Source organism: Tigheibacillus halophilus, assembly GCF_042683165.1.
GTDB classification, from domain to species: domain Bacteria; phylum Bacillota; class Bacilli; order Bacillales; family Amphibacillaceae; genus Tigheibacillus; species Tigheibacillus halophilus.
The window spans coordinates 20,692-34,379 of the sequence record NZ_JBHUIZ010000003.1; the positions used below are offsets into that span (position 1 = coordinate 20,692).

At 42.7% G+C, this 13,688-nt stretch carries 10 protein-coding genes and 1 riboswitch; of the genes, 9 read left to right on the plus strand and 1 reads right to left on the minus strand.

Annotated elements, in window-relative coordinates:
• Nucleotides 1-129: 129 nt before the first annotated feature.
• The 4 genes from cax (at nt 130) to ACFSMW_RS00680 (ending at nt 5,174) form a co-directional block, all read left to right on the plus strand.
• Nucleotides 130-1,191, plus strand: coding sequence for a calcium/proton exchanger (cax, locus tag ACFSMW_RS00665; RefSeq protein WP_390352132.1), 1,062 nt, complete (start codon nt 130-132; stop codon nt 1,189-1,191).
• Nucleotides 1,192-1,336: 145 nt separating this feature from the next.
• Nucleotides 1,337-1,636: a DUF3219 family protein gene (locus ACFSMW_RS00670; protein WP_390352134.1), complete on the plus strand. Its 300-nt coding sequence runs from the start codon at nt 1,337-1,339 to the stop codon at nt 1,634-1,636.
• Nucleotide 1,637: 1 nt separating this feature from the next.
• Nucleotides 1,638-2,624, plus strand: a complete 987-nt coding sequence (locus ACFSMW_RS00675; RefSeq protein ID WP_390352135.1) for an LLM class flavin-dependent oxidoreductase — start codon at nt 1,638-1,640, stop codon at nt 2,622-2,624.
• A 480-nt stretch (nt 2,625-3,104) separates the two neighbouring features.
• A complete protein-coding gene (locus ACFSMW_RS00680) occupies nt 3,105-5,174 on the plus strand; it encodes an FUSC family protein (protein ID WP_390352137.1) in 2,070 nt (689 codons plus the stop codon).
• Between the two features lie 107 nt (nt 5,175-5,281).
• Here ACFSMW_RS00680 and ACFSMW_RS00685 read toward each other — a convergent pair whose 3' ends face one another.
• Entirely contained in the window at nt 5,282-6,391 is a 1,110-nt protein-coding gene (locus ACFSMW_RS00685; RefSeq protein WP_390352139.1) for a 5-methyltetrahydropteroyltriglutamate--homocysteine S-methyltransferase, read from the minus strand.
• Between the two features lie 109 nt (nt 6,392-6,500).
• Nucleotides 6,501-6,624: riboswitch (SAM riboswitch) on the minus strand.
• Between the two features lie 1,060 nt (nt 6,625-7,684).
• On the opposite strand from ACFSMW_RS00685, the gene ACFSMW_RS00690 reads away from it, so the two are divergent.
• The 5 genes from ACFSMW_RS00690 (at nt 7,685) to ACFSMW_RS00710 (ending at nt 13,669) form a co-directional block, all read left to right on the plus strand.
• Nucleotides 7,685-9,058: an NAD(P)-dependent oxidoreductase gene (locus ACFSMW_RS00690; RefSeq protein WP_390352141.1), complete on the plus strand. Its 1,374-nt coding sequence runs from the start codon at nt 7,685-7,687 to the stop codon at nt 9,056-9,058.
• A 35-nt stretch (nt 9,059-9,093) separates the two neighbouring features.
• A complete protein-coding gene (preA, locus tag ACFSMW_RS00695) occupies nt 9,094-10,362 on the plus strand; it encodes an NAD-dependent dihydropyrimidine dehydrogenase subunit PreA (protein ID WP_390352142.1) in 1,269 nt (422 codons plus the stop codon).
• A gap of 53 nt (nt 10,363-10,415) precedes the next feature.
• Nucleotides 10,416-11,840: a dihydropyrimidinase gene (hydA, locus tag ACFSMW_RS00700; RefSeq protein ID WP_390352143.1), complete on the plus strand. Its 1,425-nt coding sequence runs from the start codon at nt 10,416-10,418 to the stop codon at nt 11,838-11,840.
• Nucleotides 11,841-11,920: 80 nt separating this feature from the next.
• A complete protein-coding gene (locus ACFSMW_RS00705; RefSeq protein WP_390352145.1) occupies nt 11,921-13,399 on the plus strand; it encodes an NCS1 family transporter in 1,479 nt (492 codons plus the stop codon).
• 48 nt (nt 13,400-13,447) lie between these two features.
• Entirely contained in the window at nt 13,448-13,669 is a 222-nt protein-coding gene (locus tag ACFSMW_RS00710) for a hypothetical protein (RefSeq protein WP_390352147.1), read from the plus strand.
• The last annotated feature ends 19 nt before the right edge of the window (nt 13,670-13,688 follow it).

Consider the following 13,688-nt stretch of genomic DNA (forward strand, 5'->3'; position numbering starts at 1 on the left):
CTGCATCAGAAACAGGAATGGCAATATCACATAGGGGTGTTTTTTTGTTCCTCATTACTTAGGGATATGAAAAATAAAATGTACTCTAAATGGGTAATCTATTTTTAACTGGGTAAGAAGGTGAGGGAAATGATGGATAAATTATTTACTGTTCTTGTTTTGATCGGTGTGCCAATTTCTATCATTGGATCCATCTTTCATTGGCCCGCTGTCATCATGTTCATTGTATACTGTTTGACAATTGTTGCTTTGGCCAGCTTTATCGGTAAAGCGACTGAAAGTTTGGCAATCGTAATGGGACCGAGAATTGGCGGGTTGCTTAATGCAACTTTTGGCAACGCTGTGGAACTTATCATTTCTATTTTTGCACTTAAAGCAGGACTAGTCAGTATTGTGCTCGCATCGTTGACTGGCTCGGTGCTTGGGAATTTGCTTCTTGTAGCAGGACTTTCTTTTTTTGTCGGCGGATTGAAATTCAAACGCCAATCATTTGATATCAATGAAGCACGGCATAATGCAGGACTCCTGATTTTTGCAGTGATTGTGGCCTTCGTCATACCCGAAGTGTTTACCCGTACCATGAACGATCGGGAAACGATGATTCTTAGTATAGGTATTTCGATTACTTTGATCGTATTGTATTTGGCGGCACTTCTATTCAAATTTGTTACACATCGGGGAGTTTATCAGAGCGAGCATCATGCGGATCTAACCAAACAAGATGAAGAACCAGAGTGGGGAAAGGGAAAAGCATTACTTGTACTGACAGCAGCTACAGTTGCTGTTGCTTATGTCTCTGAACACTTGGTCGATACCTTTGATGTAGTTGGAAAAACATTTGGCTGGTCTGAGTTATTTATCGGGATTATCATTGTTGCAATCGTAGGAAACGCGGCTGAACATGCTTCAGCGGTTATCATGGCATATAAAAATAAAATGGATGTAGCAGTGGAAATTGCAGTAGGCTCGACGCTTCAAGTAGCAATGTTCGTGCTGCCGCTCCTTGTTTTGTTATCCCTGTTGTTCACAGCATCAATGCCGCTTATTTTTACTTGGCCTGAATTGATAAGTATGGTTACAGCAGTACTATTGATGATTATGCTTACGAATGATGGAGATTCCAATTGGTTTGATGGGTTAGTCCTATTGGCAGCTTACGTCATTATGGGGCTTGGCTTTTATTTTGTTTAGGTGCTGTCACTTCCCGATTTTCTATATGGGAAGTGACTTTTTTACGGTGTATGTTAACTGACTTTTATCCCATCATGGTACGAAACATCCCATTTGCCACATTCTCTTTACAAGTGCTATCCTTTCATAAAGGGAGACGATTTGATTGGTAAGGAAAATTTTCTTGAATGATAAGGTCATCTATGTGGAGCAATATAAAGAAGAAGAGGTCCAAGGTTTTAAAAAAATCGCTGTGTCATTTAAAGTAACCAGTGAAGCATACCACGATATCGCGACCTTGTTGTACGAAGAGGTTTTTGATGTGGCGGTTCCGGAAAAAAAGCTGGCATTCCAGGGGAAAATTCAGACCTACTCTACTTCGATAACAAATCTTTATAATCCTGGAAATATCGGAGATTATCATGTGACATTGTTGGAAATGCCATTGAAGGAAAAGGTGAATTGAAGTGAGACTAAGCATATTGGATCAATCTCCAATCTCAGCTGGTCAAACTGCATATGAAGCGCTGAATCAGTCGCTTAAATTGGCTCAAGCTGCGGAACAGTTTGGTTATACGCGTTACTGGCTGACGGAACACCATGATTTACCAGGAATCGCTTGCTCTGCACCGGAAGTGATGATTAGTTATATTGGTGCCCATACACAACGAATCCGTATCGGAAGCGGAGCGGTGTTGCTGCCGCATTATAAACCTTATAAAGTGGCGGAAATATTTAATATGTTAGCGACATTGTTTCCAGATCGGATAGATATCGGTATCGGCCGGGCGCCTGGCGGATCAGCCGAAGCAACGAATGCATTATCCGATAATTTCTTGCAAAGCGTGTATGATTACCCCCAGTTGGTAGATGAACTGGTTCACTTTTTAAACAATGCACATGCCACTTTAAAGGCAGCTCCTATTCCAGATGTCTCACCCATTCCATGGATGCTTGGTACGAGTAAAAAGAGTGCGGTGCTGGCAGCAGAAAAAGGAATGTCCTATGCATTTGGCCAGTTTATGAGTAATGTAGATGGGGCTCCTATTTTGGAAGCTTATCGGAGTGCCTTTCGGTCAAATGTTAAAGGAGAAAAAAACCAAGTATTGCTTACTGTTTCGGCGTTTTGTGCGGATACAGCAGAAAGAGCGGAAGAGATCGCTTTGAGTTCACTCATTTGGCATTTGCAAACAGAGAAGGGTGGAGGCCAGTACATACCATCCATTGAACAAGCGAAAGATTTTCAATTGGATAAACAGGATAAGGAAAAGCTGCAAAAAATGAAACAGAATATGGTCATTGGGGACCCAATGCATTTAAAAAAAGCACTTCTTGACATGCAAAAACAATATCAAGCAGATGAAATCATGATTTTAACGACTGCCCATTCTTTGGAAGACCGCATACATTCTTATCAATTGATTGCTGATGCAATAGGTGTAAAACAAACTTGAGACTTTACCTAATATAGGATGGCAGGAAATAGCAGGAAGAAATGCAGCGACTCCCTAACAATTGGGCGCATGTATCAACCAAAGGGAGGTTAAAGTGTCTTCGGGCATAGAAGCGCAATGGTTATCATTAAAAAAAGCCACTCTAAATTCCTCTTTTTGGTATGTAATCCACAATCTCATTGATCCTTCCCAAGTCCAGTCAGTTTTCAATCGATATCTCCTTTTCTTTACATATAATATGGTTTTCATTCTTTCTGGCGATATTGTGCAGTCATACAAGAGCCAAATAACTAACCTTGCTGGGAGTGGGTTCAGCTAACAGCATTTTATTTTGTTTCAGGTTAAGAAAACACCAGGCATTTCTCAATTGATGCCTGGTATTTTTCGTATATGTGTACATTATAAGGATAAGTGGTATAAGAAATCTGACTGTCTCAAAAAGGAAAATATAAGAAATATCTTGTTTCGCGGAGGATATATATGAATTCAAAGTCTCACGGCACCGAGCAAAACAAAGTAGACCAACAAGAAAATATGGAAGAAGACAGACGATATTATTCATATTCGCCTCCTGTACCTAAACCACCAGAGTCGGAGCATCGTTCATTTTGGGCAATTTTCCAGCTCCGTTCCGCTGGCTATCCATGGAAAAAGGCGACTTTAGCTGCATTAAGCATGGGAATTCCATTGATGGTCGGAGCCGCAGCAGGAAATCTATCGCTTGGACTGCTTGCGGCGATGGGGGGACTGACAGCAGCATATACCAATAATGAACCATATGCACAGCGTGCGGTCCGTTTATTTCTAATATTAATTGGGTTATCCGTATCCATGGGACTTGGTATTTTGTCTGGGAGCAGTCTTTGGTTGACGACTTTTACCATTGCTGGGGTCAGTACATTGGCATTTTTTCTTTGTGAAACGTGGCGGGTACCGAAACCATCTGGTTTTTTGTTCACGCTCGTTTGTGCGGTGGGGACTGGACTGCCAATACCAGTATCCAGTGCTCTGAGCAGTTCAGGGTTGGTAGCCTTGGGAGGGTGCTGGGCATGGGTTTTATCGATGTCAGGTTGTATCGTAAAACCACGAGGACCGGAAAATACCGCTGTAGAGAATGCCTATAAGGAAGTTGCGGGATTTTTGTCTGCGATCGGTTCTTTTGAAGCAGATTATAAGGAACGCAATGCAACCGTGGCTTTAAGAACAGCGCAAGAGGTTGTGCAGGCGGCTGAAATACGGCGCCTGCCGCGCACTGGAAAAACAGCCCGGCTGCAACAATTGACATACCGTGCGAATGCACTATTTTTAGCAGGTGTGGAATTGTCCGCCGAAGAAAGTGGAAAGTTGGTCGATGAGCTGGCCAGTACAGTCCGTTATCTGGCTGATGCCATTTCTGACCCCAAAAAAGCACAATCTATCCATGTACCCCGTCCTGCTAAAGAGACGGCTGCCAGGAAACGGGTTTTTCGAGAACTTTCCACTGCAGTTTGTGTTGCAGCAGCTGATAAATATGAATCAGAACAGAGAATCCAGTTAAGAAAACAGACGTTTCTTGACACGTTTATGGGGGCGTTTAACCGGGATTCTCTCGTTCTTCCGACAACCTTCAGAATAGGAATTTCACTTGTGGCTGCAACATTGATTGCGGCCGCTTTTGGGACCGAACGGCCTTACTGGGTACCTTTAACTTGTGCAGCTGTATTGAATGGGACGACCCCAGTAACGATTTTTCATAGGTCCATTCAGCGGGCCGCTGGAACAGCAGTTGGAATATTTATCGGAGCGGGACTTGTTGCTCTACAGTCGTCCCCTTTTATTATTGCTTTTGCTATCATGGCACTACAATTTTGTATTCAATTCACCATTACACGTAATTATGGATTTGGGGTGACCTTTATCACACCGCTTGCTTTGCTCATGGCGGAAAGTGGCAGGAGCGGTGTCACCGCTGATAGTCTAATCTCTACACGTCTGTTGGATACGATAACAGGTTGTATCATTGGTGTAATTGGGGGACTTTTGTTATGGCGGCATGCCTCCTCCACTAGATTGCCGGCAGTTCTTGGGCAGTTGATTGAAAAAGAAGGAAAGCTGCTGCTTGTCATGCTCACGTCTCCCGAGGGTTTCAAGGAAGAAATAGACAAAGAGAAATTTGAAAAAATGCGGCGCAACGTCGAAACTGCACTGGTCAATGTGAGGTCTGTTTATGATAATGCTACTGGGGAATTAAAACAACAGCGTAAAGCACTTGAAACATACTGGCCAGCAGTTGTTGCAGCGCAAAGGATAGGCTATCTCGTGATCGCTGGGTCTAAGCACCCAGCAATAGAAGACCACCTTGAGGCTGATCAGCTGAGACAATTGGAAACTGCTTTGAAAGAATTTGCAGAAGCAGCAAAATCTGCCCGGCCACCAAGCCAAATCGAGTTTCCTTCTATTCATATATATCCTTCCCTTAACCAAGAAATGCAGGCACTTCAAGAAGGACTTCAAGCTGGCGGGTCAGCAAATTTGAAGATAGGAGCGAGATGGGCCCATAACATGCACTGAACAGGTAGAAATAGGTCTACGAAAGGTGGAAGTAAGTTATTCATTAGATGGATCTGGGATAAAACTTTGGGTTTTGTCCCAGATCCTTTAGGTATGAACCGCCTGTCCTATCCCCACACTTCTTTCGCAATTTCTACAACAAAACGCAATTTATGCCACTGATCTTCTTCGGTCAGTTCGTTTCCGTGATGGGTGGATGCAAAACCACATTGTGTGCTCAGGCATAGCTGGTCAAGTGGCACATATTTGGAAGCCTCTTTTATTCTCGACTTGATCGTTTCCTTGTCCTCCAAATTTCCGTTTTTGGAGGTAAGAACCCCTAAAACGATGGATGGGCCCCCCTCTGGAATATAGCTAAGCGGTTCGAAATCCCCCGAACGCTCGTCATCGTATTCCAAGAAGAATCCGTTCACTTTCTCATTTGCGAAAATGTAAGGAGCAATCGGCGTATAACCCCCTTCGAAAGCCCATTTTGAACGGTAGTTACCGCGGCAAAGGTGGGTAGTAATGACTAAATCTGCTGGTTTATCCTCCAGAATTCGATTGACGACGCTTAATGCCAGCTCTATTAGTTCTTCTCTTGTAAATTCACCATCGCTATATGGCATTTCAGAGGAGGATAGGCCGGCCAGATAGACATCATCGAATTGCAGATATCGACAGCCTGCATCATAAAAGGACTGAATTGCATCCCGATAGGCTTGAATGATATCTTTGGCATAGTCTTCTATATCCGGATAAACGTTTTTATTCCGAATACCGGCAGGAAATAACTGGTTTGGACTGGGAATAGTCTGTTTGGCGACAGCACGGTCACCGACAATTTTCTTGAATTCCTTGAAATCTCTAATGAAAGGGTGGTCAGGTTTAAAAGTTATTTTACCGGTATTGCGGATGTTATATTTTTCTGTCTGGATCCCTTTGAATGGGCGGCCTTCTTTGGAAACATACCCCTCAACACCGTCCAGTTGTTCCAGAAAGTCAAAATGCCACCAGTTTCTCCGGAATTCTCCGTCTGTCACAGCTTGAAGGCCAATTTCAATTTGCTTATCCACTGCCCGTCTGATTTCTTCCGTTTGTATCTCGTGTAATGTTTCGGCAGAAATTTTGCCTGCTTTATATTCTTCATTTGCCCGATGAATGCTTTTCGGACGCAAAAGACTGCCTACTTGGTCTGCACGAAAAGGTGCCTTTACAGTAATGGTTGTGTTTGTCATTAGATCATCTTCCTTTCATGTGTTGACTGTAAATAAATTTGTATAACCCTGAACAAGAAAAACCCGCTTCCAGAAAAAAGAAGAGGGTTCTGCATGAGGCTGCTCGCTCTTCTTATCTTCTAGTTCTCACTACTGGAATTAGCACAGTACTGCATTTATGCGTTTTTACGCCAAAATGTTTGTCTGTTGCTGAGGCTTCGCAGGGCCAGTCCCTCCACCTCTCTGGATAAGAAAATGATTACTATGCAATTTTCTATTAATTCATACTTTACTGTTCGAAAATTAAAATGTCAAGAAATAGATTGTAACTGTTAATAGCGTGACAGCTTTCGGAAAGAAGTGCCAGGGCAGATTCTCATTTTTTTGTAATATTGCTTGTTTACATACATAAATTTGAACTAGACTAGATTATTTATATTTGCAAGGGGAGAAGTAGATGTTTAATTCCCTGGGGACAGTTTTTAGTATATCGTTCCATGGCCTTTTTTTGGTTGGCTCTGGGTATTATCATGTATTCATCAAGGATAGGGATGATAAATTAAAGGATAAGGAGAGGAATGAAAAGTGAGGTTGGATGTTGTCATTTTTATCCTTTATTGATTAATCCTCTCCTGCATCGGGTTAAATTTTTCCAAAAAAGCTTCCAAATCACCAGATTCTTATTTACCTGGTGACCGCATATTGTCCCGCCGTTCTGCGTTAACTATGCAAAGCACATCCATGTGCGTGTTCATGTTCTCAGGGTCCCCTTTAGCCTTTTCAACAGGGATGGTTTGTTATCATGTATGTGATTGGCGATGCCGCCGGTGGGATTATCAATTTATCTGTTCTAGGAAAACATATGAGAAAAATGTAGGAAATACTGGGCGCGCTGTCACCGTTTGAATACTTGGAAAAACGTCTGAAAGTGCTGCAGTATGGGATTGTAGGATCAATCATCGCTACTGTTTTTTATTTGCGGACGTGTGGATGCCGTGACAGGAAAATTTCATCCAATATAATGTCTTTGCAAATTTTAAATCGCTACAAAGTGCCTAATAATGATTGTAATGATGTTACACTATGTCAATTATATAATTAATTCAAAATCATTATAATAGCGAGTAAATAATGCAAACGCTTACTTTTTAAGCATTGCATAAAATAGATGAGATAAATTATGTTCAAATATGTTCGATTTTTAGGGGGTGATTTCAACATCCAACCAGAATCGATAGTCATGGTTTGTAAAAATAAACATGAGATATGATTTGCTAAATAATAAGTCCATAAGTTCTGTAAGGAGGCTTTTCAGTGGAAAATTTACTGCAAAATTTACTGTCAGCAGAAGCGCTGGCAAAAAATTTTGATGAGTCCAGGCCTAGTTTCAATGCACAAGAAGCGTTAGACGAAGCCCACAGATGTCTTTACTGTTACGATGCACCTTGTATCAAAGCCTGCCCCACAGGGATAAATATCCCAAGTTTTATCAAAAAAATTGCATCCGGGAATCTGAAAGGCTCGGCAACAACAATCATGGAGGCAAATCCAGTGGGAGCCAGTTGCAGCAGAGTTTGTCCGACTGAGGAATTATGTGAAGGAGCTTGTGTGCTGAATCATGTTACCAAGCCTATTATGATTGGTGACTTACAGCGTTTTGCCACCGATTGGTCTATTAAAAACGAAAAGGTACTGTTTAAAGCTGGAGAAAAAAACGGAAAAAAAATCGCTATTGTCGGCAGTGGGCCGGCAGGATTGTCATCAGCGCGTGAACTTGGACTGTTGGGGTATGACGTGACGATTTTTGAAAGCAAGGCTGAAGCAGGTGGACTAGATACGCATGGTATTGTTCCATTCCGACTGCCGAAGGATATTTCATTGTGGGAAGTCAAACAGGTCGCGGATTTGGGTGTGAAGATTCATACAAACACGGAAGTGGGCAAGGATGTATCTGCTGCAGATCTGATGAGTGATTATGACGCGGTGATTCTTGCAGCGGGCATGTCAAAAGTACCGATGCTGGGCATTGAAGGAGAAGAACTGTCAGGAATTTATGATGCCATTGACTTGGTGGAAGAAGCCAAAAACGAGCGTTATACAACTGCGTTTATCGGGAAACGTGTGGCTGTTATCGGTGCCGGCAATACAGCGATAGATGGTGCCACTACAGCAGTGAGACTCGGTGCCGAAAATGTTAAAATTCTTTATCGCCGGACGGAGGCAGAAATGTCGGCATATGATTTTGAATATGAATTTGCCAAACAAGAAGGTGTTGAATTCAGATGGTTAGTGGCACCTAAACGTTTGATCGGTGATGAAAATGGTCGTATCCGGCAAATGGAGTGCGTGCGCATGAAGTTGCAATCGGCGGGCTCTGATGGGCGTGCGCGGCCAGTACAGATAGAAGGATCTGAATTTTTAATGGATGTTGATATCGTGGTGAAAGCAATTGGTCAGACGCGGCATCAGCAGCTGATTGATGCATTTGGTCTTGAACACCATGGTGGTGTTGTGAAGGTAGATAGTGAAACGTTCTTAACCTCACACCCAAAGGTCTATGCTGCCGGTGATGTCGTTTTTGGAAAAGGAATCGGTGAAGCAATGGTAGTAACTGCGGCACAGCAGGGGAAAGAGACGGCATACGCAGTACATCAGCAATTAAAAGAGACTGAAACTGCGCATGTCTAGCAAAAAATGTAAAGTAACCGTTTGGGAGGATGAATATGGCAGATATAAGCATCGATTTTGCAGGAATCAAATCCCTTAATCCTTATTGGCTTGCCTCTGCACCACCAACAAATACAGGATACCAGGTACAGCGCGCATTTGAAGCTGGATGGGGTGGCGTTGTATGGAAAACACTCGGTGAACCCGTACTGAATGTCACTTCACGTTTTGGTGCGCATCATTTTAATGGGCAACGGGTAGCCGGATTTAATAACATTGAGTTAATTTCTGATCGACCGATTGATGAAAATTTAAAGGAAATTTATGAAACAAAAAAAAGGTTTCCCGACAGGGTTATTGTTGCATCATTAATGGTAGAACCCGAACGTAATAAGTGGCACGAAATAGTCAAACGGGTGCAGGACGTGGGAGTTGATGGTTTTGAATTAAATCTTGGCTGCCCGCATGGTATGTCTGAAAGGGGGATGGGGGCGGCAGTCGGCCAGCATCCAGACTTAGTAGAAAAATCAACTTTATATTGCAAAGAGGCCGCAGAGGTGCCTGTCATCACAAAACTGACACCCAATATTACCGACATCACTGCTACTGCCCGCGCTGCACAGCGCGGAGGTGCTGATGCAATCAGCATGATCAATACGATCAATAGTTTAATAGGCGTGGACCTGGATACATGGAATCCAATGCCTAATGTAAATGGGATGGGAGCCCACGGGGGTTACTGTGGTCCAGCAGTTAAACCCATTGCCCTGAATATGATTGGAGAATGTGCGCGACAGCCTGATATCCATATCCCAATTTCGGGTATAGGCGGTGTTTCAAGCTGGCAGGATACAGTCGAGTTTATGCTGATGGGTGCGGGCGGTGTGCAGATTTGCACTGCAGCAATGCATCATGGATTTAGTATTATTGATGATCTTACGGAAGGTTTGCGCAATTATTTGGATGAAAAAGGAATTGCATCTGTCAGTGAAATCATTGGAAAATCAGTCCGAAAATATACTGACTGGAGCAATTTGGACTTAAACCATAAACTTGTGGCTCGCATCAATAATGATGTTTGCATCAATTGCAATAAGTGTCATATCGCCTGTGAAGATACGTCTCATCAATGTATAGATATATTGATGGATGAAAAAGGCAACGATTATTTGAAAGTCAGAGAAGATGATTGTGTCGGCTGTAATCTTTGTTCAATTGTTTGCCCGGTCGAAGGAGCGATTGACATGGTGGATCTCGTTACAACTGAATCACCAATGTCATGGAATGACAGACAGGCTGCTTTGCAAACAATGAATCATAACTAACCATTTTCTGGGGAATTTACAGGAATTAGTCTATGTATATAGGGGGATTCATCATGAAAAAAATTATTAAAAATGGAACGATCGTAACCGCCACAGATACTTATACCGCAGATGTACTGATTGAAAACGATAAGGTGCAGGCAATTGGCCAAAATATCAGTGATATTTACGCAGAAGTGATTGATGCATCAGGTTGTTATGTCATGCCTGGAGGGATTGATCCACATACACATATGGATATGCCGTTTGGCGGTACCGTTACTTCAGATGATTTCGAGACCGGTTCCATTGCTGCGGCCCACGGCGGAACGACGACATTTATTGATTTTTGTCTGACGGAAAAAGGTAAATCACTCAAAAGCGCGTTAAAAAAATGGCATGCTAAATCAAAAGACAAGGCTGCTATCGATTATGCATTCCATCTGCAAATTGTTGAAGCGAACGAAAATATTCTTCATGAATTGCCTGAAGTGATTGAAAAAGAAGGCGTCACTTCCTTTAAAGTGTTCATGGCTTATAAAGATGTTTTGCAAGCAGATGATGAGACATTATTTCAGACATTAATTACTGCCAGAGAACATGGCGGTTTGGTGATGGTCCATGCGGAAAACGGTGATGTAATCAACTATTTAACTGAAAAAGCGTTAGAAGAAGGGCGTACAGAACCAATCAACCATGCGTTGACTCGCCCACCCGAGCTGGAAGGAGAAGCCACAGGACGCGCTGCTAAATTGACTGCCCTCGCAGATTCACAGCTGTATGTGGTTCATGTAACTTGTAAAGAAGCGGTGGAACAAATTGCGGCAGCACGAAGTAAAGGATTCCGTGTTTATGGGGAGACATGTCCGCAATACCTTGTACTGGACCAATCTTATTTGGAAAAACCAGGATTTGAGGGAGCCAAATATGTTTGGTCACCTCCTTTACGTGATCGTTCCAATCAGGAGATTCTGTGGAACGCATTAAAAAGCGGTGAATTACAGACTATTGGCTCCGATCATTGCTCCTTCAATTTTAAAGGACAAAAAGAACTTGGAAAGGGAGACTTTTCCAAAATACCGAACGGTGGGCCTTTTGTTGAAGACCGTTTCAGTATTTTATTTTCAGAAGGGGTCAAAAAGGGCAGAATTTCACTGAATGAATTCGTTAACCTTGTTTCCACAAATGCTGCAAAGCTGTTTGGATTGTTTCCACAAAAAGGAACGATTGCGCCAGGCAGTGACGCAGATATCGTATTATTCGACCCGAATGTGGAGCGGACCATCTCGGTAAATACGCATCATATGAATGTGGATTACAGTGCGTTGGAAGGGATGCAGGTAACAGGTGAGCCTGTGACAGTGCTCTCCAGAGGGGAATATGTCATAAAAAACAAGCATTTTGTAGGAGCCCCTGGAAAAGGTAAGTATTTAAAGTGCAGTAAATTCAATCATCATACAGCTGCTGAAGCGAAAAAGGCGGAGGATTTGGTGAAATGATCTTATATTAACCGAGGTAATAGCTGCTTGGCCATTTGTCAGGCACTCATAACTCTCAATAAATAAAAAGGGGATGAATGATGGAAAAGACAAGTGAAAACAACTCGTATCTAAAGTCACCGGATTTACTTCCAATTGGCTATGAACAGCGGAAGATAGGAATCGTGGGATTTTTTGCAATGTGGGTTGGGATGGCTATACTTTTGGCAACCTTTGATATCGGCGCTTCGGGTATACAGAATATTTCCTTACCCTGGGTTGTATTGGCTACATTGATTGGCTGTATCGCGGTTGGGATCTTCATTTCAATCGTCGGAGATATCGGGGTTGAGCATGGCTTGTCTTTTCCAGTTTATATGCGGGCGCCATTCGGTATTATCGGTACTCATATCCCCTCCATAACTCGCGCAGTAACAGCATCATTTTGGTTTGGGTTGAATACGTATTTTGGTTCAACTGCAATCAATTCTATTATTCATACTATCCATTCAGGTTTCGATAACTGGCTGCTATGCTATGCCATATTTGCTCTTGTCCAGCTGATCAACACAGCTTCTGGCATCAAGTGGGTAGAGCGATTTGCTGATTTTGCGGCACCGATCATCATCATTTTATCCCTGATTATCTATCAAACATTGACGGCAGACATTGTAGAACGGGGGAGCAATGTTTGGGCTTGGGCGGAAAGTCCGGTTACAGGTGGTGCAGCATTTACGGCATTTATCATTGTCATTTTTGCCAATATGGGATTTTGGGCAACATTGGGTTGTGATATACCGACAATCTCGCGTTTTTTTAAAGCACCTAAGTTCGAAAGGAATTGGTTTAAACGTAACCGGACAAATTTAATTGGCAGTCTGATTGCTATGCCATTGACTGAAGCATTTATGATCATGATAGGGGCGGCTGCATTTATGGTGGCGGGCACTTCCAATCCTGTTGTCGCTCTGCAAGAAACCGCCTCAGGATGGATGCTGGGAATGCTGCTGCTTATGATTGTGCTGACGCAGTGGTCCACCAATACAGCGGCAAATATCATCCCTGCTGCGGCTATTTTTTCCAATGTTTTGGGGCCGAAAGCATCTAATGTCATTGCGGTATTTGTTGTGGGAGTAGTAGGAACCATCATTCAGCCATGGAGTGTTTATGAGATATTGACTCAGGCGCTGTTGTTCATCGGAGCAGTTTTATCATCGATAAGTGGTATTCTCGTTGTCGATTATTACCTTTTGCGGAAACGCAGAGTAAATGTACAGGAGCTCTATCAACATAATGGGCAATACAGATTTCATGGCGGAATAAATATTGCAGGCTTTCTTGCATGGGTGGTCGGCGGCATTGTCGCTATTCTTTTGATGGATTATTCGTTTATCGTCGGTTTTGTTTTAGCTGGTGCTCTCTACTATGTTTTAGCGAAATATTGGTATTTTAAAAAATTCCCGCAGGCGGAAATGTTGGATCCAAGTGATGACAAATATTTGGGAATTACTGTGGGACGCGACTGGATTATCGATGGGGAAGTTACGAAGCAACAGGAAGAAGTGCAAAGTAATGTATAAAAAAAGCAATCCTTTCAAATTACTCTTGCAGAAAGGAAGGATGAAAGATTGTCAACCTATGATGCGTTTTTGGAAGAAAAATTGCAAGTGGACAGTTTATTGAAACAAGGTTATACCATTATTGGTTTAAATGGCACGCTTGACGGAGATGTGGTGGAATTTGAGGATAAATTGAGAGCTGATAAAAAAACACTGCTGTTAACGAATCCTGACAGTCGAAAGTACTTTGCCACGCGTTATATCAAACAACGGGAGCTGGAGAAAGAATGAAGTTTGTGGGGACAGGTCG